Consider the following 21,819-nt stretch of genomic DNA (forward strand, 5'->3'; position numbering starts at 1 on the left):
CCGCAGCAGCACGGCAACTACGCAAGTGCAAATGGAGCTCTAGACGATGACTACGTTTACGCAGACGTTAGCGATGCAGAACTACCGCAAGCATTCGGCCGCTTTCGAGACCAGCCCCGCCTTGATCACGTCGGAGATTGCGCGATTTGCCTGTCCGGCCGGCCGCTCCGAGCCGATGCGGGTTCCGGTCGAGCCGCGGTTGGGCGCTCAGGAAGGCTGGTGCTTCCGTAACGTCCTCGAAGCACACCGTGAGATGGCCGGCTTGCCGATGTACGGCTGGGTGGTCTGGGTGGGCCCGTACTTTATGACCCGCGAGTATCACGCCGTACTGATGACGCCGGATCGCGGCGCGATCGACATCACCCCCAAGTCCGATGGCGAAGATTTCGTTCTGTTTGGCCTCGATCCGGATGCCGGCAACGGCTTCGACTACCTGAAGCGTCCCGCCGCTGTCCGGATGCGCACCTACAAAGGCCGTTCGCAGCTGGAGCGGGCCGGGGACTTCATTTCCTGTCTGTCCGACAAGCAGATGAAGTCGATGCGGGTCAAAGCCCAGGGGGCTGGCATGTCGCTGCAGGATTTCGTCGTCGATCGCACGCCGGCGCGTGACTCTCTGGAGACCACCATCGACGCCCTGCTCGATTGCTCCGACCAGATCGAGGCCATGCTCACGCCCACGCCCGATGGCCTCCATACCGCAGACGTGGAGCGTTACGAGCGCTTGATGGAGAAGAAACTGCGTCTGCTGAAACGCCTCGACGGCGCGGCGGCTGCACACAAGCGGCTCGGTGCCATCAACGCGGGAGCGGGTCAATGACGCCCGCTTCGGCAACGATCCGCATCGACCGCCGCCTGCCCAAAGGCTGCCACACAATCAGGCCGCCCCCCAGCGGGGCGAGCCGTCCTCTTCGGCCCGAAAGACACCGCACGCAGCAGAGAGGCACCCGTATGTCCAAGAATGTCATCCACCTCGAACGGTCAATATCTGGGCCGCCGCCCGCGATCGACTACCGCCCGCCCAAAGGCCGTCACACGATCAGGCCGCCCCCCGGAATGCGAAACGTCCTCTTCGTCCCCTAACTTGATCCCATAAGAAGGCCGCATGTTATGTCCGACAACGTCATCTATCTCGAACTGTTGAAACCCGCGCGACGCTCCGCCATCGAACGCCTCGCGTTGCCGATCAAGCAGCCGTCCGCCGTTGCCGGAGATGCGCGCAAGCGCGCCGCGGCAGACGTTGCGTCCGGCGAAACCAGCGCCGCGACGTCGGCGACTGCCGAGAAGCCGCCAATCGTCCACCCGTTCGCGCCGCTCGAAATCATTGAACTGTGCAGCGACGAACTGCGCTGTTCGCCGGCCCGATATGTGTACATCGACGCAGACGAGGACGCTCAACCATACGATCCCTGGAGCAACGTCATGCGCCGAGCTGCGGAGGAAGGAGGCCGCCCGCTTTTTGGCCGCAAGTTCCTTTGCAGCGAGCTGGTGACAGCCGTGAAATTCCACGTGGTGCTGGAACGTGATGACGGCAGCCTCATCGATCCCACCCCGGCTCCTGGCTGTGGCAATTTCTCTGCCTTCGCCCCTGACGGATCCATCCCGACAGACTTTCCCTGGGAAGACAGACCGTCCGACTACCGTTTCGCAAACCACGTGCTTCCCAGCAGAGCGACGTATGTTGCCGACGGATTGGCGGAGATGTCCGAAGCCGAACGATCGCGGCTGCGCGCTTCGGCAACAACGGCGGGCATCACGGAAGAAGACTATGCTGCGTTCGAATTCCCGGTTGATCCGTTGGCAACCGCGATCGACCGCTACATCGATGCGGCCGATGCGTTCGATGCTGCAGAAGCCTGCATTGCGACCGAATGCGTGGAGGTCGATGAGCTTTACCTCCCGACTCTCAAGGAGCGGGTCACGAAGCTGAAAAAACTCATGGGAGACCTGTGGGTCGCTCGCAAGGCCAGAATCTAGGCCGCCCTCCGCCAGAGCGCGAACTTCGGAGACAAAGATGCCCGCTGCACGGCATGTTATCGACGAGAAGGAAACCGTAGCGTGAGCGATTACGAGATGACACCGCTCATGCTAGACGTGATGCAGGACTTGGAAGATCCCAGCCTCAAGATCTGGCGCAACACGCCCGAAGGCATGATTGAAGTCGGCGTCGATGAGATGACCAGAGACGAGCTGACCGCAGTGGTGACGCTGCTGGCAAAGTTGAGAACGGAGAAGATGAGCTGATGGTCACACTCCGCAGATCCAGAGACCCGCTGGGCTACGACACCCACTCATCGGATTGTCTGAACCAGATGGCTCGAGACGCGCTCACTGGCCGATACGAAGTTGCGGTAAATGAGGAGCTGACAGCGGTCCGGAAGGCTTTCGGCACGCCGTCCAAGACGTGACCGCGCTGGTACCGACTGAAGCGCTGGATCTCGCACCGCGTCTGGCGTCTGCGCTATTGGTGTGAGGATCTTGGATGGTGACGCTTCGCAAACCCGGCTAGACGGATCTGAGTACATGCGCCGCATGGTTTTGGAGCGCACGCATGGAAGCTTATCGGAAATTGCGCGGCTTGAGCCGAAGACTGTCAATGTGCAGATCGGGTATGTAGATGTCGCGCGTGCGAAGTCCCTTCGGCGGAAGGCTCCGCGCATCGGGAGAGCCGCCATGATGGAATTCGTCGCCGCGACCATGCGGTAGGGGGAAGTTCTCGTCACGGTCGCCGACGCCGGCGAGATCCACCGACAGGTCCTTCAACTGCCGCGCCACCAGATGGACGACGTCGCCCTCGCGCTGGATGCTTCCCTGAACGGCCACCATCGATGCGCCGAGGATGATCCGGCGCTGACGTTCGTACAGCGAAGGCCAGATCACCAGATTTGCGACGCCCGTCTCGTCCTCGATGGTGATGAACATGACGCCCTTCGCCGAACCGGGCTTCTGCCTGACCAGGACGATGCCCGCAGCAGTCAGGAACCTGCCGTCGCGAGCCGACATTGCATCGGCGCACGTGACGATGCGCTTGGCCGTCAGTTCCTCCCGCATGAAGGCGACGGGGTGAGCACGCAGCGTCAAGCCTACATGTCGATAGTCCTCGACGACTTCGCTTCCGGCCGTCATCGGACGCAACGCGACCTCCGGCTCCCCGATCTCCGCTATCGTGCGCCGCTCGCGTTCCGCGGCTGCGGCGAACAATTCCAGCGGTTCGTCGCGCAACGCCTTGATGGCCCACAGGGCGTCCCGCCGGGCGAGCCCCAGGCTCTCGCGCATGCCGTCAGCCTCCGCTATCCCGACGAGGGACGAGACCGGAGCGCCTGTCCGGCGCCACAGATCGTCAATCGACGTGAACGGCTCGTCCGTCCGGGCGGTGACGATCAAGGCGGCATCCTTGTTTGCTAATCCGCGAACCATGCGTAGCCCAAGGCGGACCGCGAGAAACCCTTCTTCATCGACAGGCTCAAGAGTGCAGTCCCACCGTGACGCGTTGATGCAGACAGGCCGGATCTCGACCCCGTGCTCGCGGGCGTCGCGGACGATCTGCGCCGGCGCATAGAAGCCCATCGGCTGCGCATTCAGGAGAGACGCGCAGAACACGTCCGGATGCCAGCATTTCATCCAGGAAGAAGCGTAGGCGATCAGCGCGAAGGACGCCGCGTGGCTCTCCGGGAAACCGTAGCTGCCGAAACCCTCGAGCTGACCGAAGGTGCGCTCCGCGAATTCCCTGTCGTAGCCCCGGTCTACCATGCCGTCGATCAGCTTGTCCTTGAACTTGGAGACGCCGCCGGTGAATTTGAACGTCGCCATGGCGCGGCGGAGCTGATCGGCTTCTCCCGGAGTGAACCCCGCGCACTCGATCGCGACGCGCATCGCCTGCTCCTGGAAAAGCGGAACGCCGAGCGTCTTTCCGAGCACCTTTTCCAGTTCTGGCTTCGGATAGACCACGGCTTCCTTGCCCTCGCGACGGCGGAGATAGGGATGGACCATGTCGCCCTGGATCGGCCCCGGCCGCACGATGGCGACCTCGATGACGAGGTCGTAGAAGGTCCGCGGCTTCATCCGCGGCAACATCGACATCTGCGCGCGGCTTTCGATCTGGAACGTGCCGAGCGTGTCGGCTTTCCGGATCATCGCGTAGGTTCGCGGATCCTCGGAAGGAATGGTCGCGAGATCCAATTCGATTCCTTTCCCGATCTTGAGGAATTCGAACGCCCGCTTCATGCAGGTCAGCATGCCCAGCGCGAGGCAATCGACCTTCATGAACTTCAGCGCGTCGATGTCGTCCTTGTCCCATTCGATGACCTGCCGATCGGCCATCGCGGCGGGCTCGATCGGAACGAGTTCGTCGAGCCGGTCGTGGGTCAGCACGAAGCCGCCCGGATGCTGTGAAAGATGCCGAGGAGTTCCGATCAGTTCGCGGGCAAGTTCAAGCGCGAGGCGGAGGCGGCGATCCGCGAGATTGAGGTTGAGTTCTTCGGCATGCTTCGGCTCGACGCCCTCCTCGGACCAGCCCCAGACCTGCGACGACAGCATCTTGATCAGGTCTTCCGTCAAACCAAGAGCCTTGCCGACATCGCGCAGCGCTCCCTTGGCCCGATATCGGATGACGGTCGAACACAGCGCCGCGTGATCGCGCCCGTAGGTCTCGAAGACCCACTGCATGACGATCTCGCGGCGTTCATGCTCGAAATCGACGTCTATGTCCGGGGGCTCGCGACGTTCCTCCGACACGAAGCGCTCGAACAGAAGGTCGTTGCGTCCAGGATCGATGGAAGTGATGCCAAGGACGTAGCATACGGCAGAATTGGCGGCGGAGCCGCGTCCCTGGCACAGAATGTCCCGGCTTCGCGCGAAGCGGACGATCGAATTCACCGTGAGGAAGTACGGCGCGTATTCGAGGCGCTCGATCAGACGCAATTCATGTTCGAGCTTGCCGATCACCTCCTCGGGCAGGCCTTCCGGATATCGCTCGGTCGCCCCCTCCCAGGTCAGCTTCTCCAACGCCTGCTGCGGCGTCAGCCCGGGCATCGTACGCTCCTCCGGATATTGGTAGGCGAGCTCGTCCAGACTGAACCGACAGCGGCCGGCGATCTCGACCGAGCGCGCCACCGCCTCCGGATAACGCGCAAAGAGGCGTGCTATCTCTTCGGGCGGCTTCAGATAGCGATCGGCATGACGTTCGCGCCGGAAACCGGCCTCGTCGATCGTGACGCCGTGACGGATGCAGGTGACGACGTCCTGAAGGATTCGCCTCGTCGGATCGTGGAACAGGACGTCGTTGGTCACGACCGTGAGCACCCGGAAGCGCAGCGCGAGCGCTGCCAGCTCGTGCAGCCGCAGTTGATCGTTGGGTCTTCTACGCAGGGTCAGCGCGAGGTAGCCGCGATCTCCGAAGACGTCCCGCACCTTCCGGAGCCGCATCACGCAGAGATCATCCGCCTGTTCCGGGATCAGGATGGCGACAAGTCCCTCGTTCCAGTCGGCCACGTCCGCCCACTGCAGAACGCACTTCGCCTTCCCTCCGCGCTTCTTGCCGACGGAAAGAAGACGGCAAAGGCGAGAATAGGCGTTCCGGTCCGTCGGATAGACGAGCAACGACGTCCCGTCGTCGAGATCGAGGCGGCAGCCGACGACCAGCCTTACGCCCGTCGCTTTAGCCGCTTCGTGCGCGCGGACGATGCCGGCTAGACTATTCCGATCGGCGACCGCCAACGCATCCAGGCCGAGCAGAGCGGCTTGCGCGAACAGCTCTTCGGCGGAACTCGCACCGCGCAGGAAAGAGAAATGCGACGTGCATTGCAGTTCGACATAGCGCGCGCTCACGCGAAGATTCCGTGCAGGAACCAGTGATGGGATCCCGTCGCGGCATCTTCGCCATCGCCGGCGCGGAAGATCCAGAAGCGCTCGCCCGCCTCGTCTTCGACACGGAAGTAGTCGCGCACGGCGACCAGTTCGGCGTCCCTCTTCCACCATTCGCCGAAGATCCGCTCGGGACCGTCCGCACGCTTCACTCGCCGGCGCACGCCGCGCCAGGTGAAGCTCACCGGCGGATGATCGGGAAGCAGGGCCACGGTCTCGATCTTTTCAGGTGCGGGAAGCAGGCGCGATGGCCGCGGCCACCCGACCGGCCAGCCGGCTCGGCCCGCAGGCGCGGTCGCGGCGACCCGCACGAAGGACCGTTCCGGAACATCGCTTTGCGCCGGCGCCAACCGATAGAGCGATCGTTCGCCCAGCCTGTTGGCGAGGACATCCACGAGATCGGTGACGTCGGCGGAGGCCGTTTCGATCAACGACGACACCTTCTGCGTCGCTTCGATCGGCTGCGCGAGCGTCGCCGCCAGCCGCAGGGTCTCGATGCCGAAGCCGGGATCGATCGTCTCGATCTTGTCGCACAGAAGCCGCGTCAAACGCCCGGCGTGACGCAGCGGCTTCGCGGTACCCACCCTGACGGCTTGGATGCGGTTATCGACGAGATGGCAGACGAGATCGGAACGGAGAACGCCCAAGCCTTTCTCTTCGAGACGTTCGCACAAGTGCGCCGCGAGTTTGCCGACGTATCGGGCGATCGTCTCGGCGGCTCCGATCGGCTCGACGAAGGTGCGCCTGACCTCGATCATCTCCGCGGGGCGCAGCGGATCGATCGGCTCGGCGGCGGCGCCGAAAGCCTGGTCGATGAGGCGCCCAACGACCGGTCCGAAGCGCAGCGCCAGCGGAGCGCGCGGCGCCGCGCGCAGATCGGAAATCCGCTCGAACCCGAGACGGCGTAGATCCCCGACGATGTCGGCCGGAAGCCGGAGCGCAGCGATGGGGAGCTGTCCGATGACCTTCTCCGCTTCTCCAGGAGGGACGATTGTCGTCTCGTCGGCAGCGAAGCGCGCCAAAGCGTGCGACGCACCCCACGTGTCCGAGATCGCTACCCTAGCTCTGATACCTGACCGACGAAGCCGGCTGCCGACGTCAGAGGCCATGGCCTCTTCGCCGCCGTGCAGATGGTCGGCTCCGAAGGTATCGAGAATGATCCCGTCCGGATCATCGACCGCGACCACCGGCGAATAACGCAGCGCCCAGACCGCGAGCCGGTCGAGCGCCTTGGCGTCGGCCTCCGGATCGGCATCCATCACGACGAGGTCCGGCACCAATGCCTGCGCCTTGGTGGCCGGCATGCCCGGACGCAGCCCGAGTGCGATGGCGACGACGTTGGCCGCGGTCACGACACGCTGGCGGCCGTGCTGACCGACGAGGACAAGCGGTTTCCCACCGTCAGGCGCGCCGGCGCCCATCGCGCGCATGACGCGATCGATCGGCCAGGTCGGAAGATAGACGGAGACGACCCTCGCCATCGCAAGCATCCACTACGAAATCCGCGCTTTCGCCGGCGCGGCATCGGATCAGTTCGAGCAGCCACCGCGCACGGCCGACGCCAGGAACCGGCAGCGGGACGGATGGCAGCGCCGAGACGCGCCAGCGCGTCGTCGATGCCGTCGGTTGTCCGAAATCGGCGGCTTCGGTCTGCCGGCGCCATCGCCTGATGGCGATCGCCATGGTTCCGGAAGCCTCGGCAGCGAGATGGAGACGCCGGGATGCGGTCATCGAAAATCTGGACACCTCCGCCACGACCGCCCCGAGGCATCCATGGCGCGCGCCTTCCTCGAAGCTCGCGAGCAGGGACTTCTCGTCGCCGGCCTCCAGGTAGATCACGCGGTCCGGGCCGAGGCCCGCTTGCTCATGCGTTCCACCTTCGTGCGGGGCTCATTGTGGATCGTCCAAATCATCCTTTCCTGATCGTCGTGGGCCATGCTCGCGATACCGGGGCATTTCCTGGTCACGCGATCGCGCGCCTTACGACAGGGCGGAAAATTTATCGGCCAGCTGATGCGGGCTACGGTCGGATTTAACTTCCACAGTTCGTCCCGCCCAAGACCCAAAAAGACGCTCAATCGCTTTATGAGCATTTCGTAGTCAGCGCTGGGAAGGTTTTCGCTACGAACCCACTTTCGCAGTCTGGCGTACTTGATGCCAAATTTGTCAGCGAGCTCCTTGATCGACACACCATGCCGCTCCATCGCCGTGGAGAGCAGTTGCGCGAAAGGCCCGAGCTCCTTCAATTTGCTGGTATGGTGCGTCAACCGCTTGACGGTCCTGTTCCCGTTACGGTCGAATTGAGCGAGGTGCTGGAGTGCGCGGTTGAGCTCTGCGCGAGGCTTGCGATTGTTCGGAAGCGCATTCGCCAGAATTAGAGCAGCATTGATGGCGGTCTTGGCACAGACATCCCAACCGCCATACCGCTTAGCGACAGAAGTGAACGCAGCGCTCTTATATTGGGCGATCTTATTGCGATCCTTCGCTTCACGACCTTCTTCGTGAATTGTAGCGTTGCCCGTCTGATGGTCTGGCTTTCCGACGGCATCGAGTTGGTGCTGGTATCGGATCAGCGCAAACTCGCAAAGCTCTCCCAGTGAGATCGAGCCGGCAGCAGTCGAGAGCCCCCCTGCTTCGGCAGCAGGAACCAGTTCAATCCCTTCCGCTTCGACGGTTTGGAGATCGTTGAGAACGATACTCATCGTCACACACTCTCTACCTGGATCTCACAACTCCACCGAGAGGCTTGCGATTTGCAAATTGCGAGATATCATCAACGTGTGTAAAAATTACTCTCGGTGCATATAATTAGCAAGCGTGCAACCCGTGTTCGCGGTTCGCTTTTGGGAGCATGGTTAATGGGCGGTGAAGATTTCCGACAGCAGCTGCACAGGGTGTCCAAGATGGACGAACCGTGGTTCGTGGTGGCCGCGACAGTCCTGGATGCGTTTCGAGACATGACTTTGGAAGACAGGAGGAAGGAGGCGGCGGCGACCTCGCTTCTTTCCCCGAATATGCTGAGCCGATATCTCTCAGTGCTCGGCCGGCTCAGAGAGATTTCGGAGCGTCACAACTTGCCGCTCGACCGCCTTATGACACCCGTTTTCAGTGCGACTGAGATCGCGGTGAGAATTTACGACAGGGATCCGGATGCTGGGCTGATCGCTCTGCAGATGTTGAAGGAGCGTCGAACGACGTTGACGAAGCTCCGGCTGCAGTTGTCCGATATTGAGCGGCGACGAGCCGTCGATAAGATCACGCGCGGAAAGCAGATCGACGCCTGCGAACGAGGTCTCGAGCGCTATGTTCAGAAAGACTTTCCGCGCGGAACTTCTCTCGTGCGCCGTCCCGCGTTGGCACCGTTCTCGAAAATCGGGTGGCTTGTTCTAGATAAGAGCGGGCGTCCGATCTGTGGCATCGACTATTTCGAAGCGGAGGGACAGATGCTCGAAGCGAAATTGGCGCCCGCCGTTTTGCTATCGACCTTCTTCAAACGCTTCTTTATTTTGTTTCATGGTGACAATGGCCCCGAGTTCGCATCGAGTGCCGGCGAGACGTTGGAATTCTTCGACGCGAAGTCGTTCGGAACTCTCTATTTGGACGCTGAAGGTCTGGTGGTGCCTGTACGCCAAGCGGTTGATGGACCGACACCCGACCGGAGCACGGACTACGCCGCCCTAGAGGCAAAGTTTGCCTTCGGCCGCGGCCCGCGTATCTCTGGCTTGGATTAAAGGCCAAAGACCAACGACGTGTAAAAGCGCTTCAAAGCCCTTTTACACGCCCCTCAGCGAGCAGGAACAGCTCCATCGTAGTGAAATAGAAAACACAATGAGAGCAACGCCTTAGAGCGTGTAATTCCGGATGCCCATTTTGGGTGGACCTCTCTCTACCCTAAATCGAAACCGGGGAAAGACTTACACATTGGCGCTCTGATGAAGTCTTTCAGTCCTCATCAGACGACGAGCGATTGCAGCTATCGAATCCATACGCAGTCTGAAATTTCGCGTGCAAACCACATGGACCCATCCACGCTGACGAGAAAGCTTCAGGTCATGATCGATGCGGGATGGGTTGAGGAGATCCTTTCTTAGCTTTGACCCAACGTTTCATTGACCGCGCACTCGATCTAGCTTTTGGCACCTCTTCGCTTTGGACCCTTCCCTGGGGCATTTGTTAGATGCTGCCGAGCGGCCAACAACCGATCCCGAAGACTGTCATAGCAATGATCGGCAGGAAGGTCGTTCGCTTGTGGCACCTTTTCTATTTCGAACCCGTCGCTTGTCAGCCTGGCGAGGCCTATCTGCGGCTGAGAGAAGATCTCTAACGCCTTAGTCGCGCGCCCGATAACCTTCGGGTCTGAATCACGGGAGAAAATCAAATAGAAGGTGGGAAAGTATCGCGCCAACAGCAGCGTTGCTGGCAGCACGGCCTCGAATTGATCTGCCTTTACAGCGGCATCCATCGCGAACAGATCAGCTCCTCCCACCAGACGACCCTCGATCCGCGCTTCCACACCGAGCGAACGGAAGAACACGAGAGGTGGGCGGCGTACGACCTTGGCTCTCTCCCCGAACAGCCTGTAGCGCTCTCGTTCGTCGTGAAGCGCTTCCTCCAACAACTGAATTTCCGTCGCCCGCTTGCGAAGAAGCAGACTCTTTGCGACCACCGCTCCGTCCGCTGCGCCCGCCTTTGCGGATTCGAGCGACTGTCGAACGGATGCCAAGGTCTGGTGACCATGATGCAGGTCGACAAGAGCCTTCAGGCCATCCTCGCGGTTGCGGTCGTACAGTCGCACCGCGATCTCTACCGGGGCGAAGCTGTTCGAAACCAAATTCTCGACTGTCGTCGCCTCCTTGATCGATATATCGCCCAGCCGCTTATGTACCGAGAGATAGCGGACCAGCAGCCCCCATGACAGGCCGCTTGCATCCTCTGCGATAGTTCTGATCTGGGCATCAGCCTGAAGCCCATGACGCTGTGCGGTGGACATCAGCAGATCGAACGCAGCGGCTATCTCAAACCAGCGTTTTGGACGCGCGTCATCCCGCCGAAGCGATCCGGCCAACTGATCAAATTGTCTGGATGACGTTAGTCGCTGGTTTTCCATGATTCAGATCGCACCTATCTCGCCCCAAGACGGGGAGGGTTCCTTAATCTAAGTTGCAGTCACTAACCACATCAGTCGCCAACGTTGTAAGCAACGTAACTACCAAGAGGCCGCCATGTCCAACCTTTCGCACGAGATTCGCAAGCACGACCTCCGGAGCCAGTTCCTGAGTTTCCCGCCGATGTCGGCCAGTGCAGCTGCGCCATCGTTCGATGCTGTCGTTGCTGTCACCAGCGCGAGCATCCAAATCCCGTCACCCCGCTTTTCCGTCCCACGACAGTCGACAACCCTCCGCGCATTCCTTCCGCACTTCGGCGGCGTGGACCGCTTGAACTGGAAGGATCAACTTGCCGTCGCGATGGCCCGCGAAGCGCGCGACCGTGCGGACATGGAAGACCGGCGCTCCTGGCTGAATGCGGAAGACTTCGTGAGGGTGTTGGCGCGCTGCACGAGCTTCAACCGCTATCGCAAGGAGATGGCGCAAGGCTTCTGCGGCGCATTCCAGCAGCACGCCTCGACCGAAGCCGGCTTCCCTCTCCGCTTCGAGTTCCGGAAATTCCACAAGTCTGGAACGAAGAATAACTTCGAGACCGACCGGATCGAAGTCCGCATCACTGTCGACAGCGTCCGCAAGCTGTTCACCATCAGCGAGAGGCAGAACCACCAGCGCCTGCGCGCCGCGGTCGCCGAGGCATGCGCACCGGAAGCCTCGCTCGCGGATAACTACAGCGATGACCTCGACGTGTGGCTCCGCAAGCCCGTCGTCGAATGGGACGGCAATGAAATCTGCATCCTGATCACCGCAGCAGTCGATGCATACATCGGCCAGACGATCGTCGAAGAGCTCGATGACGACCTCGTGCGGGACGCTTTCGAATCCGCCGTCGACTGGGACGATGTCGGCCGCGGCATCGCCAAACTGCGCAACGAGAGGCCGTACACCCGCCACTAACGCGTTGCCGCACTCAATCCTGAGGAAGCCATGTCCACCTTCACGGACCTGATCAGCCGCGGAGACCACCGCCTGTCCGCGGCCTTCGAGACCACTCCGCCCGTGGTGACGCCGGCCGTCCGAGCACTCGCGCTCGTTGACGGCGGATGCGATCCGGAACGCGTTCCGGTCCGGCCGGCTCCGGGCGCGACGACCGGCTGGTGCTATCGCAACGTTGCTGAGGTGGTGAAGACGAACGGCGGCACGCCAGTGTTCGGCCGGATCATTTGGGCAGGCTGCTACTTCATGACGGCCGAGTATCACTCTGTCTGGCGGACGCCTGCCGGTGATCTCGTCGACGTGACGCCCAAGCCGGACGGAGAACGCGGTATCTGTTTTTCGCGAGATCCGACAGTCGATGAGAGCTTCGATTTCATGAAGCGTCCTGCCAACCGTCGCATCCGTACCTATGTCGGGCGGAGCAGGGCGGACCGGGCGCGCGACGCCATCGCCTGCTTCTCGCTCAAGGAGAAGAAGTCCAAGCTCAAACGCGCGCGAGCAATGGGCATGTCGCTGGAGGAGTGGGTGGCATCGAGACTTCCGGACGATGAATTGGAGGTCGCCATCGATCGCTTTCTCGCGTGCTCCGACCGTGTCGAGAGTCTTCTGACGCCGACTCCTCAAGGTCAGGTGTGCAACGACATGGACGCTTACGATTCACTCAACCTGGAGAAGGCACGTTTGTTGCGCCGGCTTGATGCCATCGTCGAAAGCCGCCGCGCGGGGGGCATCTTCGACACCATGGTGACCTCCGCTCTTTGAACACACCGTTCGCAAGGAAGAACCATCCATGTCCAACGTCATCAATTTCCACTCGCAGCAGCCGATCACGACCGTTCTCCGCGCTCCCATGGTCGCCCCTGCATCTTGCGGGCAGCCCGCTCCGAAGCGGACGTCTTCGCGCAGCAAATCGAAGGCAACCGTCGAGATCAGTCCGCTCATATGGCCACACGTGCCGTACGACGTGCAGAAGGTGTGCACCAACGAACTCGGCTGCCCGGACGTGAAGATGGTGCAGGTGGTCCCGGTCGAAGACGCCGAGGCTGGTCAGTGCATGGTCAATGTCGCAAAGGCAATGGTCGAGGACGGCGGCCGACCGGTCTTCGGATGGGTGATACGCACGACGCCATTATTCGTCTCGGCGGAGTTCTACGCGATGCACGAGCGCGATGACGGCAAGCTCTTCGACGTGACACCAAACGATCCGGACGTGGCCGTCGTAGTGTTCGCTCCGGATTACTCGGTGTCGGACGATTTCGACTTCACACACCGTCCCACGAACTGCCGTTTCAGCACATTCGCGCCTCTGCGGCAGGAGCGGGTCGCATCCAGGCTCGCCAAGATCCGTGAAGACGAACTTTCGCGCTTGCGCAACCGTGCGGTCCTTACGGGTCTCGCCGTCGAGGACATCGTCGCGATGGAGATCGGAGAAGATCCGCTGCAGGTGAAGCTCGAACTCTATCTCGATTGTGCCGACAAGTTCGACGCTCTCCGCATGCGAGCGGTCCTCGGCCTCGAAGCGATCGACATCGCCCAATTCGAATCCGTCCTCGACCGCAAGATCGCGCTTGTCGGTGCCGACAAGCTGCGCGGCAGCGTCGCCATGTGAGGGCCCTCTCCCTGGAGAAGGTCCGCACAAAGCAAGCGTGGCGGATGGCCAGCGATTGGCCGTACGCCACGCCGCGTATCACACGAACACGGCGCACCTGACGGGCACTCAAACCCTAAGCCGCGTCAACCGCGGTGACACACCGCCGGCTCCCGCTTCCAGATTCGACCCATTCCAACGTGTGGTTGAGATGCACCTGATGGAACGTGCGTTCGGCCAGATTTACGACCTACAGCGCCGCCTTGAGATAGCGGGCGGTGAGACTGCCTTCCGCTTCCGCAACGACGCCAGGGACGCCGCTGGCAACGATACGGCCCCCGTCTTCCCCGGCCCCCGGTCCCAGGTCGATAATCCAGTCCGCCTGTGTGATGGCGCGCATGTCATGTTCGACGACTACGACGGTATTGCCGGCGTCTACGAGTCCCTGCAGGTGTTGCATCAGCCGGTCGCCATCGGAGGGGTGAAGCCCCGAAGTTGGCTCGTCGAGGATGTAGATCGTGTTGCCGCGTTGAGCGCGTTGCAGTTCAGTCGCCAGCTTGATGCGCTGCGCCTCCCCGCCAGACAGCTCGGTCGCCGGCTGACCGAGCCTCAGATAGCCAAGACCGATCTCCCGCAACACGGCGAGGGAGCGCATCACAGATGCCTCGCCAACGAAGAAATCGCACGCATCGTCGACCGTCAGTTCGAGCACCTGGGCGATATTGCGCCCTTTCCATTCGACTTCGAGCGTTTGCGGGTTGTAGCGAGAGCCATGACAGGTCGAGCACGGGGCAAAAACGCTCGGCAGGAACAGCAGCTCCACCATGACGTATCCCTCGCCCTCGCACACAGGGCAGCGGCCTTGCGCGACGTTGAACGAGAACCTTCCCGGGCTGTAGTGTCGCCGGCGGGCGAGCGGCGTATCAGCGAAGATCCGTCGCACATGGTCGAACATGCCGCTGTAGGTAGATAGGTTCGAGCGCGGCGTGCGGCCGATCGGTTTCTGATCGACCCGCACCAGCCTGCGAACATGCTCCATGCCTGCGACAATGCGTCCTTCAGTGTCGTTCTGCGCAACATCGAGCAGCGGATCGATATCCTCCTCCTCGGCCACGGGGGCGCCGCCGAGGTGTTCCGTGACGAGCTCGGGCAGCGCCTGACTGACAAGACTGGATTTGCCCGATCCCGAAACGCCGGTGACAGCGGTGAAGCAGCCGATGGGAAACTCGACGTCGAGACCATGGAGATTGTTCCGCCTGATCCCTTCCAGGCGTAGCCACGCCTTGGGATCGCGCGGTGTGCGCTCACTGCGGAGCGGCTCTGCGAACAGGTAGCGGCGGGTGATCGAAGTCTCGACGTCGGCAAGCCCCTCTATCGGCCCGCTGTAGAGGACTTCACCGCCCTTTTCCCCGGCTCCTGGGCCGACATCGACGAGCCATTCCGCGCGGCGGATCACGTCGAGATCATGTTCGACGACGAACAGGGAGTTGCCCGCCGCCTTGAGACGCTCGAGGATGGTGAGCAAGGCTTCGCCATCTGCCGGGTGCAACCCTGCCGAAGGCTCGTCAAGCACATAGACCACGCCGAAAAGCTGTGACGACAATTGCGTGGCAAGCCGCAAGCGCTGTAGCTCTCCGGAGGAGAGCGTCGGCGTGCTGCGGTCGAGCGAAATGTAGCCAAGGCCAAGATCGATCAGCGGCTCTAGCCGCTCGATCAATTCGCAGGCAAGGCGTTGGGCGGCGATCCGCTTCTCGTCGGAGAGATTGGGCGTGCGGCGTACGTCGGGCGCGCTCTTGTGCGCAGAGCCGCCCGCCGCAACCCGTTGCTCGACCGCTGCATCGCGGGCCGCTTTTTCCAGAACATGGCCCTTTGAGGGGGCAGAGACCGCCCCATACGCGCCATGCGCGACGGGCATCAGCAAGTCCTTCAGCTTTAGCACCGTCAGGTCGCCGAACTCGGCAATGTCGAGGCCGGCGAATTTAACCGACAGGGCTTCGCGCTTCAGGCGCTTGCCGTCGCAGGTCGGGCAATCGCGGCCGATGATATATTGCGAGACGCGCTTCTTCATCAGCGCGCTTTTAGTGTTGGCGAAGGTTTCCAGCACATAGCGGCGCGCGCCGGTGAAGGTGCCCTGGTAGCTCGGCTCCATGCGGTGCTTGAGCGCCGTCCGGGTCTGTTCGGGCGTCAGGCCCGCATAGACCGGCACCGTCGGCGCCTCTTCAGTGAAGAGGATCCAGTCGCGATCCTTTTTCCGCAGGTCGCGCCACGGCGTATCGACGTCATAGCCGAGCGAAACGAGGATATCGCGCAGGTTCTGGCCATGCCAGGCGGCCGGCCAGGCGGCGATCGCTCGATCGCGAATGGTGAGGCTGTCGTCAGGAACCATCGTCTCTTCGGTCGCGTCATATACGCGGCCGATGCCGTGGCAGGTCGCGCAGGCCCCCGCTACCGTGTTGGGGGAGAAATCCTCCGCATAGAGCATGGGTTGATGGCGCGGATATTCGCCGACGCGCGAATAGAGCATCCGCACCAGGCTGGAGAGCGTCGTCACGCTGCCGACCGAGGATCGCGCGTTGGCCGAGCCGCGCTGCTGCTGCAACGCGACCGCAGGCGGCAAACCGTCGATCGCGTCGACCTCCGGCACGCCGGCCTGGTCGATCAGGCGACGGGCATAGGGCGCAACCGATTCCAGATAACGCCGCTGGGCTTCGGCATAAAGGGTGCCGAACGCGAGCGATGACTTGCCCGAGCCCGATATGCCGGTGAACACCACGAAGGCGTCGCGCGGTACATCGACGTCAATATTTTTGAGGTTATTCTGGCGCGCGCCGCGAACCTGCACGCAAGCGGGCGGCCCCGTATGCCCATGATCGGTGGCCGGCGTCGTCGCGTGAATATCCTTGCTCTTCAATTCAGTCTTCCCGCCCTATACGCCCGTGCGGCCCGTGGTTCATCACAGTCGGGTAACAGATGAATGCATTTCCGACTCAATACATCCAACGGCCAGGCTGGCCCGATGTTCGGCACCTTTGAAATACTTTTCCAGCATTAGACAAAGGTTACGACAAAACCATTTTCCCGTTGGGTCGCGACGAGGCCACACACACTCCGCTGGTAAGCGCCTGGGCCAGGCGGCCCTGGTCCGTGCCCGCTATCGGCATGTAACGACCGCACTTCGGCGCTTGTTACCGCATCGCGACGCGTTGCCCATTTGCCAGAGCGCGCTTCATCATGGCCAGGGTCGGGCCATGATGACGGCCGAGTTGTCGATCCGAGCGCCTCGCGCCGCTTCGGATCGGCGGGTCAGTAGTGAATGACCGTGCGGATCGACTTGCCTTCGTGCATCAGTGCGAAGGCCTCGTTGATCTCCTCCAAACCCATCGTGTGGGTTACGAATGGGGCCAGATCGATATCGCCTCTCATCGCGTCCTCGACCATGCCGGGGAGCTGTGTCCGTCCCTTGACGCCACCGAAAGCGGACCCCTTCCATACGCGGCCCGTGACGAGCTGGAATGGGCGGGCGGAGATTTCCTCGCCCGCGCCGGCAACGCCAATCACGATCGACTGACCCCAGCCACGGTGCGCTGATTCAAGCGCGGCGCGCATGACGTGGACGTTGCCGATGCACTCGAAGGTATGATCGATGCCCCAGCCCGTCATCTCGATCAGCACTTGCTGGATGGGCTTGTCATGGTCCTTGGGGTTGATGCACTCGGTCGCACCGAACTGGCGTGCCAGCTCGAACTTGGACGGATTGGTGTCGATGGCGATGATGCGACCCGCCTTCGCCTGGCGCGCACCCTGAATCGCCGCGAGGCCGATGCCGCCGAGGCCGAACACGGCGACCGAGTCTCCGGGCTGGACCTTGGCGGTATTGTGGACTGCGCCGATGCCGGTCGTGACGCCGCAGCCGAGCAGGCAGACATGTTCGGGGTTTGCCTCGGGATTGATCTTGGCGAGCGAGACTTCGGCGACGACAGTATATTCACTGAAGGTTGAACAGCCCATGTAATGATAGAGGGGCTGACCATTGTACGAAAAGCGGGTGGTCCCATCGGGCATCAAGCCCTTGCCCTGCGTTTCGCGGACAGCGACGCACAGGTTGGTCTTGCCCGACAGGCAGAAGTCGCACTTGCCGCACTCGGCGGTGTAGAGCGGAATCACGTGATCGCCCGGCCCGACGCTGGTGACGCCTTCACCGACCTCGACAACGATGCCCGCGCCCTCGTGGCCCAGAACCGCCGGGAAAACACCCTCCGGATCACTCCCCGCCAGCGTGTACGCGTCGGTGTGGCACACACCGGTGTGCGTCACCCGTATGAGGACTTCGCCTTTCCGGGGTGGGGCGACATCGATCTCGACAATTTCGAGTGGCTTGCCCGCCTCGAAGGCTACAGCGGCGCGAGATTTCATGTTGGGATACCCTCGTTGAGTTAAACCGATTGCTGGTGCGAGGCCGTTGCGTCAGCGCAAATTCGTCGACATTCCCATACTGGCAGGGAGTATCTTTATCATACTCCCTAGCAGTATACAAGAGGTGTCCTAACGAGGATCTCAAACCAGAGAAGACAGCAGGGGCTGGCTTCTAAGTGCGGGAGAACACGGGCAAGAAAATGAGCCTGAAATTGTCATTTAAGATATGTACGCAGAATCTTCATTACGCCCTCCACGCCGTCATCGTGATCGCCACCTGCGCCTCCGACGGCCCGATCTGCGCCCGCACCGAATGTTTCCCTGAGATGACTCTGCATCACTTCTGCCATCAGTCCATTTGTCGCACCACGCATGGCGACAATTTGCTGCAGCAGGGGAGCGCAATCGGCCCCCGCTTCGATCGCGCGTTCCAGAGCGTCCGCCTGACCCTTGATACGCCGCAAGCGTGTGATGGCTCGCTTCTTGTCCTCTGATGAATGTGGCATCGCGTTTTCCCGAGAAATCGCTCCAACATACTATACAGGGGGGGAGTTTCAATCCTGCACAGAGTCGGGCGTTTTTCTAATCGGGCGAGGTTCCGGTCATGTTCTCAAGCCTGCGCCACGAGCAGCCTTGGCATGGGCGCCGAGGGTCCGATCCTCTGTCGGGTAAGGGGGGAGCGATCGCTCACTCCCCCCGGTATGCCGGTCAGACCGTAACGACGACCTTGCCGATCTGGTCGTTCGATTCGAGGAAGCGGTGAGCGTCCTGGATGGCGTCGAGCGGGAAAGTGCGCGCGATCCGCGGCTTGAGCGCGCCCGATTCCAGACCCGCCACGATGAACGTCTTGGCGCGATCGAGGGCGGCATCGTCCGAGACGATCTCGCTGTAGAGATACCCCTTGAGCGTGAGGCTCTTGCCCAGCACGGAAAACAACGGGAACGGCGTCGGTTCGCCGCTGAGCGCGCCATATTCGAGCAGGATGCCGCCGCGTGCCATGCTCTCGGTCAGCGGCCCGAACGACGGGCCTCCGACCGGATCGAGCACCACGCGCGCACCCTGACCATCGGTTATCTCCATCACCCTCGCTACCAGATCCTCTTCCCCGGTCGCGACGACATGATGTGCACCGGCTTCGATCAGGGCCTGGCGCTTGGCGCCGGTACGCGTCGTCGCGATTACCGTCGCGCCGACCATCCGCGCAATCTGGAAGGCAGCAAGGCCGACGCTGCTGGAAGCAGCAGTGACGATGACGAAATCGCCTTCGCCGAGTTTTGCCTGTTCCACCAGCGCACCCCAAGCGGTGACATACTGCATCCACACGGCCGCGGCTTCCTCGAACGACAGCGCCGCCGGATGCTTGACGACGAGGCGGGCGGGCACGTTGGCGACCTCGCCATAAGTGCCCCAGCGCGCGATATCGAGCGGGGGGATGACGCTGACGGCTTCGCCTTGCGCAAACCCGGTCACGTCCGCGCCGACCGTCACGACAGTGCCGGCAGCCTCATAGCCAAGGCGGCTCGGGAACTCGGCTTCCTGAAGGTAGGCATGGTTGCGGAACATCACCTCGGCGCGGTTTATGCCTATCGCCTTCACCGCGATCTGCACTTCGTCGGCCGCGGGCGCGGGGACTGCCACATCTTCAATCCTGAGGACGCTGGCGTCGCCATATTCGTGGATACGGACGATGCGGCTCATTGGAGACTCCTTGATTATTGAATGATCGTTCTGTAAAGAAGTGGACCACCAGTTTCAAGATATTATTTATCGATTGTTCCATATCGTGCACCAGAGATGACAGAGACGAAAGCCCGTCGCCGCGCAGGTCGCCCTCGTGTGTTCGACACTGACGCTGCGCTCGACAAGGCGGTGCGGCTGTTCTGGCAGCGCGGCTACGAGGCGACATCGATGGCCGATCTGGTGGCGGAGACTGGCGTCGCCGCCGCCAGTCTCTATGCAGCGTTTGACAACAAGGCGGGGCTGTTTGCGGCGGTGATCGAGCGCTACGCCGCGACGTTCAGCGTCCACCTCTATGCACCCATCAACGATCCGGCGTTGTCCACCTACGAGGCCGTCAAAGGCCTGCTGGAACGAGCGGCGTCATCATTCTCGGAACCTGGAACGCCGGCCGGCTGCTTCATGTATTCGGCAGCGGCAGCCGTTTCGCCGGCGTCCGCCGCCATCGAATGCCTGCTGCGCGACAAGCGTATCGCGGCGGAGGCCTTCCTGATCGAGCGTCTGCAACGCGGCGCCGCGCAGGGCGAGCTTGCGGCCAACACCGATCCCGCCGTGCTAGGCAAATTCATCAATACGGTCATGGAAGGCATGTCCGTTCAGGCGCGCGACGGCGCTACGATCAACGAACTGCTCTCCATCGCCAAAATGGCACTCGATCGATGGCCAGCCGCGATATGATCGTTACATGGTGGTCATCTGCCAATCCGCCTCCCGCGACCGAACAGTCGAACTCATCTCATAGGACGAAAGCAGATGAAACACGTGACATTGCCCGGCGGGGAAGTGGTTCCTTCAATGGGTCAAGGCACCTGGAAGATGGGCGAACGTGCCGAGCGCCGATCCGATGAGATCGCCGCGCTACGCGCCGGTGTCGAACTGGGCATGACGTTCATCGATACCGCCGAAATGTATGGCGATGGTGCGGCGGAAACGCTGATATGCAAGGCGCTGGGCAGCGTTCGCGACCAGTTGTACCTCGTCAGCAAGGCATATCCGCAGAACGCAGCGCGCTCCCGCCTTGCCGGTGCGTGCGAGGCGAGCCTGAAGCGGCTCGGCACCGACCGGCTGGACCTCTACCTTCTCCATTGGCGGGGATCGGTGCCGCTCGCTGAGACAGTGGAGGCATTGGAGGCGCTCAAATCGGCAGGAAAGATCCGACACTGGGGTGTCAGCAATCTCGATACCGACGATATGGAAGAGCTTGTCGCTGCGGGCGGGGATGGCTGCGTGACCGATCAGATCCTCTACAATCTGGTCCGGCGAGGCCCCGAATTGGACCTGCTGCCGTGGCTCGCCGAGCATAACATACCGGTTATGGCGTATAGTCCAGTCGAGCAGGGACGACTTTCTATCCACCCCGCTCTCGACAAAATTGCAGCCGAGGTTGGCGCAACCCCTGTGCAGGTCGCACTTTCGTGGACGTTGCGGCAAGATGGTCTCATCGCCATCCCGAAAGCGAGCTCAGTCGCTCATGTGCGGGAGAACCGCGCGGCCGCCGATATCGTTCTTTCCGACGCTCAGCTTGCGACACTCGACGCGGCATTTCCCCGGCCAGCGGGCCGTCGCCCACTCGAAATGCTGTAGCGTCAAATGGCGATATCCTCTCTTAAAGCAACCGAACGCAAATCGGATCGCCTCGAGGCGTTCATGGACGCGGTGCTGGCAATTGCCATCACCCTCCCGGTGACCGAACTACACGCACCAGAGCCGACTGACGGCGACCTAGCAGCGGCATACCTAAAGCTGGCACCGGAATATGCGGCCTACGCCCTTAGCGTGATCCTGATCGGCCTTTACTGGGCTTCCAGCCACTTAACCGGCAAGCTTCTGCAAAAAACCGATCATGGCTACAATCTGCTGAGCATCGGCTTTCTCGCCGCTGTCAGCATCACGCCATTTCCTGCGCGGCCGCTCATCGAGCATCTCGGCGGTGACGCGGAAAGCAAGACCGCGTTTTGGCCTATCTAGGCGTGGCAGCGGCGCCGGCGACGTGGTGGTTCGTGCGTTGGGTCTATGCAACCGCGAGGGGGCTTCCAGACCCGCGCCTGACGGACGCCTACCTCAGGCGGACAACTCTCAAATTCGCCGTCACTGCCGGAGCCTATTGGGCAGCGTTCGTCTTGG

The 21,819-nt window shown here is 61.9% G+C and carries 18 protein-coding genes and 1 pseudogene; 10 read left to right on the plus strand and 9 right to left on the minus strand.

Translation table 11 applies throughout. From position 1 onward, the window contains the following. Positions 1-46 precede the first annotated feature (46 nt). The 3 genes from AC1RQ5_RS27185 to AC1RQ5_RS27195 all read left to right on the plus strand — a co-directional run bounded on the left by AC1RQ5_RS27185 (position 47) and on the right by AC1RQ5_RS27195 (position 2,241). Positions 47-817: a hypothetical protein gene (locus tag AC1RQ5_RS27185; protein WP_493203181.1), complete on the plus strand. Its 771-nt coding sequence runs from the start codon at positions 47-49 to the stop codon at positions 815-817. Between the two features lie 290 nt (positions 818-1,107). After that, positions 1,108-1,974, plus strand: a complete 867-nt coding sequence (locus AC1RQ5_RS27190; protein ID WP_493203182.1) for a hypothetical protein — start codon at positions 1,108-1,110, stop codon at positions 1,972-1,974. 81 nt (positions 1,975-2,055) lie between these two features. After that, a complete protein-coding gene (locus tag AC1RQ5_RS27195) occupies positions 2,056-2,241 on the plus strand; it encodes a hypothetical protein (protein WP_493203184.1) in 186 nt (61 codons plus the stop codon). Positions 2,242-2,556: 315 nt separating this feature from the next. Here the strand turns inward: AC1RQ5_RS27195 and AC1RQ5_RS27200 are convergent, their stop codons facing one another. The 4 genes and pseudogenes from AC1RQ5_RS27200 to AC1RQ5_RS27215 all read right to left on the minus strand — a co-directional run bounded on the left by AC1RQ5_RS27200 (position 2,557) and on the right by AC1RQ5_RS27215 (position 8,561). Continuing rightward, complete coding sequence (locus AC1RQ5_RS27200; protein WP_493203186.1) at positions 2,557-5,823, minus strand: error-prone DNA polymerase; 3,267 nt, start codon at positions 5,821-5,823, stop codon at positions 2,557-2,559. Next, positions 5,820-7,340, minus strand: coding sequence for a DUF6504 family protein (locus tag AC1RQ5_RS27205; protein WP_493203187.1), 1,521 nt, complete (start codon positions 7,338-7,340; stop codon positions 5,820-5,822). Before AC1RQ5_RS27205 ends, AC1RQ5_RS27200 begins: the two co-directional genes overlap by 4 nt. After that, positions 7,261-7,722: pseudogene (locus AC1RQ5_RS27210) on the minus strand (ImuA family protein); the annotation flags it as partial. The pseudogene AC1RQ5_RS27210 and the gene AC1RQ5_RS27205, both read right to left, overlap by 80 nt. After that, on the minus strand, positions 7,695-8,561 hold the full coding sequence (locus AC1RQ5_RS27215; RefSeq protein ID WP_493203189.1) for a helix-turn-helix domain-containing protein: 867 nt from the start codon (positions 8,559-8,561) through the stop codon (positions 7,695-7,697). The gene AC1RQ5_RS27215 and the pseudogene AC1RQ5_RS27210, both read right to left, overlap by 28 nt. 156 nt (positions 8,562-8,717) lie before the next feature. On the opposite strand from AC1RQ5_RS27215, the gene AC1RQ5_RS27220 reads away from it, so the two are divergent. Further along, positions 8,718-9,590: a hypothetical protein gene (locus AC1RQ5_RS27220; RefSeq protein ID WP_493203190.1), complete on the plus strand. Its 873-nt coding sequence runs from the start codon at positions 8,718-8,720 to the stop codon at positions 9,588-9,590. A gap of 395 nt (positions 9,591-9,985) precedes the next feature. Here AC1RQ5_RS27220 and AC1RQ5_RS27225 read toward each other — a convergent pair whose 3' ends face one another. After that, positions 9,986-10,966, minus strand: coding sequence for a hypothetical protein (locus tag AC1RQ5_RS27225; RefSeq protein WP_493203192.1), 981 nt, complete (start codon positions 10,964-10,966; stop codon positions 9,986-9,988). A 115-nt stretch (positions 10,967-11,081) separates the two neighbouring features. On the opposite strand from AC1RQ5_RS27225, the gene AC1RQ5_RS27230 reads away from it, so the two are divergent. Genes AC1RQ5_RS27230 through AC1RQ5_RS27240 form a run of 3 tightly spaced genes read left to right on the plus strand, consistent with a single transcriptional unit; the run spans position 11,082 to position 13,566 of the window. Further along, entirely contained in the window at positions 11,082-11,918 is an 837-nt protein-coding gene (locus tag AC1RQ5_RS27230; RefSeq protein ID WP_493203194.1) for a hypothetical protein, read from the plus strand. Positions 11,919-11,948: 30 nt separating this feature from the next. Beyond that, positions 11,949-12,719, plus strand: coding sequence for a hypothetical protein (locus AC1RQ5_RS27235; protein WP_493203195.1), 771 nt, complete (start codon positions 11,949-11,951; stop codon positions 12,717-12,719). Between the two features lie 28 nt (positions 12,720-12,747). Further along, the gene (locus tag AC1RQ5_RS27240) at positions 12,748-13,566 is read left to right on the plus strand and encodes a hypothetical protein (RefSeq protein ID WP_493203196.1); all 819 of its coding nucleotides are present in this window, start codon (positions 12,748-12,750) and stop codon (positions 13,564-13,566) included. Between the two features lie 229 nt (positions 13,567-13,795). On the opposite strand, the gene AC1RQ5_RS27245 is transcribed toward AC1RQ5_RS27240, so the two are convergent. The 4 genes from AC1RQ5_RS27245 to AC1RQ5_RS27260 all read right to left on the minus strand — a co-directional run bounded on the left by AC1RQ5_RS27245 (position 13,796) and on the right by AC1RQ5_RS27260 (position 19,656). After that, a complete protein-coding gene (locus AC1RQ5_RS27245; protein WP_493203198.1) occupies positions 13,796-16,456 on the minus strand; it encodes an excinuclease ABC subunit UvrA in 2,661 nt (886 codons plus the stop codon). Between the two features lie 392 nt (positions 16,457-16,848). After that, the gene (locus AC1RQ5_RS27250; RefSeq protein WP_493203200.1) at positions 16,849-17,958 is read right to left on the minus strand and encodes an S-(hydroxymethyl)glutathione dehydrogenase/class III alcohol dehydrogenase; all 1,110 of its coding nucleotides are present in this window, start codon (positions 17,956-17,958) and stop codon (positions 16,849-16,851) included. 215 nt (positions 17,959-18,173) lie between these two features. After that, the gene (locus AC1RQ5_RS27255) at positions 18,174-18,464 is read right to left on the minus strand and encodes a metal/formaldehyde-sensitive transcriptional repressor (RefSeq protein ID WP_109462186.1); all 291 of its coding nucleotides are present in this window, start codon (positions 18,462-18,464) and stop codon (positions 18,174-18,176) included. Between the two features lie 202 nt (positions 18,465-18,666). Further along, a complete protein-coding gene (locus AC1RQ5_RS27260) occupies positions 18,667-19,656 on the minus strand; it encodes a zinc-dependent alcohol dehydrogenase family protein (RefSeq protein WP_493203201.1) in 990 nt (329 codons plus the stop codon). 138 nt (positions 19,657-19,794) lie between these two features. Here AC1RQ5_RS27260 and AC1RQ5_RS27265 point away from each other — a divergent pair, with 138 nt between their 5' ends. From AC1RQ5_RS27265 to AC1RQ5_RS27275, 3 genes are all read left to right on the plus strand, one after another. Then, complete coding sequence (locus tag AC1RQ5_RS27265) at positions 19,795-20,373, plus strand: TetR/AcrR family transcriptional regulator (protein ID WP_493203203.1); 579 nt, start codon at positions 19,795-19,797, stop codon at positions 20,371-20,373. Positions 20,374-20,448: 75 nt separating this feature from the next. Then, complete coding sequence (locus tag AC1RQ5_RS27270; protein ID WP_493203204.1) at positions 20,449-21,279, plus strand: aldo/keto reductase; 831 nt, start codon at positions 20,449-20,451, stop codon at positions 21,277-21,279. Positions 21,280-21,285: 6 nt separating this feature from the next. Then, a complete protein-coding gene (locus tag AC1RQ5_RS27275; RefSeq protein ID WP_493203206.1) occupies positions 21,286-21,663 on the plus strand; it encodes a TMEM175 family protein in 378 nt (125 codons plus the stop codon). The last annotated feature ends 156 nt before the right edge of the window (positions 21,664-21,819 follow it).

The sequence above is a fragment of the Tardiphaga sp. GW821-FHT12E02 genome, from assembly GCF_058807155.1.

What these genes read in the sequence shown, in the direction of transcription:
- AC1RQ5_RS27240 (WP_493203196.1), top strand. Translation starts at nt 12,748, where the DNA reads ATGTCCAACGTCATCAATTTCCACTCGCAGCAGCCGATCACGACCGTT.
- AC1RQ5_RS27185 (WP_493203181.1), top strand. Translation starts at nt 47, where the DNA reads ATGACTACGTTTACGCAGACGTTAGCGATGCAGAACTACCGCAAGCAT.
- AC1RQ5_RS27270 (WP_493203204.1), top strand. Translation starts at nt 20,449, where the DNA reads ATGAAACACGTGACATTGCCCGGCGGGGAAGTGGTTCCTTCAATGGGT.
- AC1RQ5_RS27235 (WP_493203195.1), top strand. Translation starts at nt 11,949, where the DNA reads ATGTCCACCTTCACGGACCTGATCAGCCGCGGAGACCACCGCCTGTCC.
- AC1RQ5_RS27225 (WP_493203192.1), bottom strand. Translation starts at nt 10,966, where the DNA reads ATGGAAAACCAGCGACTAACGTCATCCAGACAATTTGATCAGTTGGCC.
- AC1RQ5_RS27230 (WP_493203194.1), top strand. Translation starts at nt 11,082, where the DNA reads ATGTCCAACCTTTCGCACGAGATTCGCAAGCACGACCTCCGGAGCCAG.
- AC1RQ5_RS27215 (WP_493203189.1), bottom strand. Translation starts at nt 8,561, where the DNA reads ATGAGTATCGTTCTCAACGATCTCCAAACCGTCGAAGCGGAAGGGATT.
- AC1RQ5_RS27250 (WP_493203200.1), bottom strand. Translation starts at nt 17,958, where the DNA reads ATGAAATCTCGCGCCGCTGTAGCCTTCGAGGCGGGCAAGCCACTCGAA.
- AC1RQ5_RS27190 (WP_493203182.1), top strand. Translation starts at nt 1,108, where the DNA reads ATGTCCGACAACGTCATCTATCTCGAACTGTTGAAACCCGCGCGACGC.
- AC1RQ5_RS27260 (WP_493203201.1), bottom strand. Translation starts at nt 19,656, where the DNA reads ATGAGCCGCATCGTCCGTATCCACGAATATGGCGACGCCAGCGTCCTC.
- AC1RQ5_RS27275 (WP_493203206.1), top strand. Translation starts at nt 21,286, where the DNA reads ATGGCGATATCCTCTCTTAAAGCAACCGAACGCAAATCGGATCGCCTC.
- AC1RQ5_RS27255 (WP_109462186.1), bottom strand. Translation starts at nt 18,464, where the DNA reads ATGCCACATTCATCAGAGGACAAGAAGCGAGCCATCACACGCTTGCGG.
- AC1RQ5_RS27220 (WP_493203190.1), top strand. Translation starts at nt 8,718, where the DNA reads ATGGGCGGTGAAGATTTCCGACAGCAGCTGCACAGGGTGTCCAAGATG.
- AC1RQ5_RS27205 (WP_493203187.1), bottom strand. Translation starts at nt 7,340, where the DNA reads ATGGCGAGGGTCGTCTCCGTCTATCTTCCGACCTGGCCGATCGATCGC.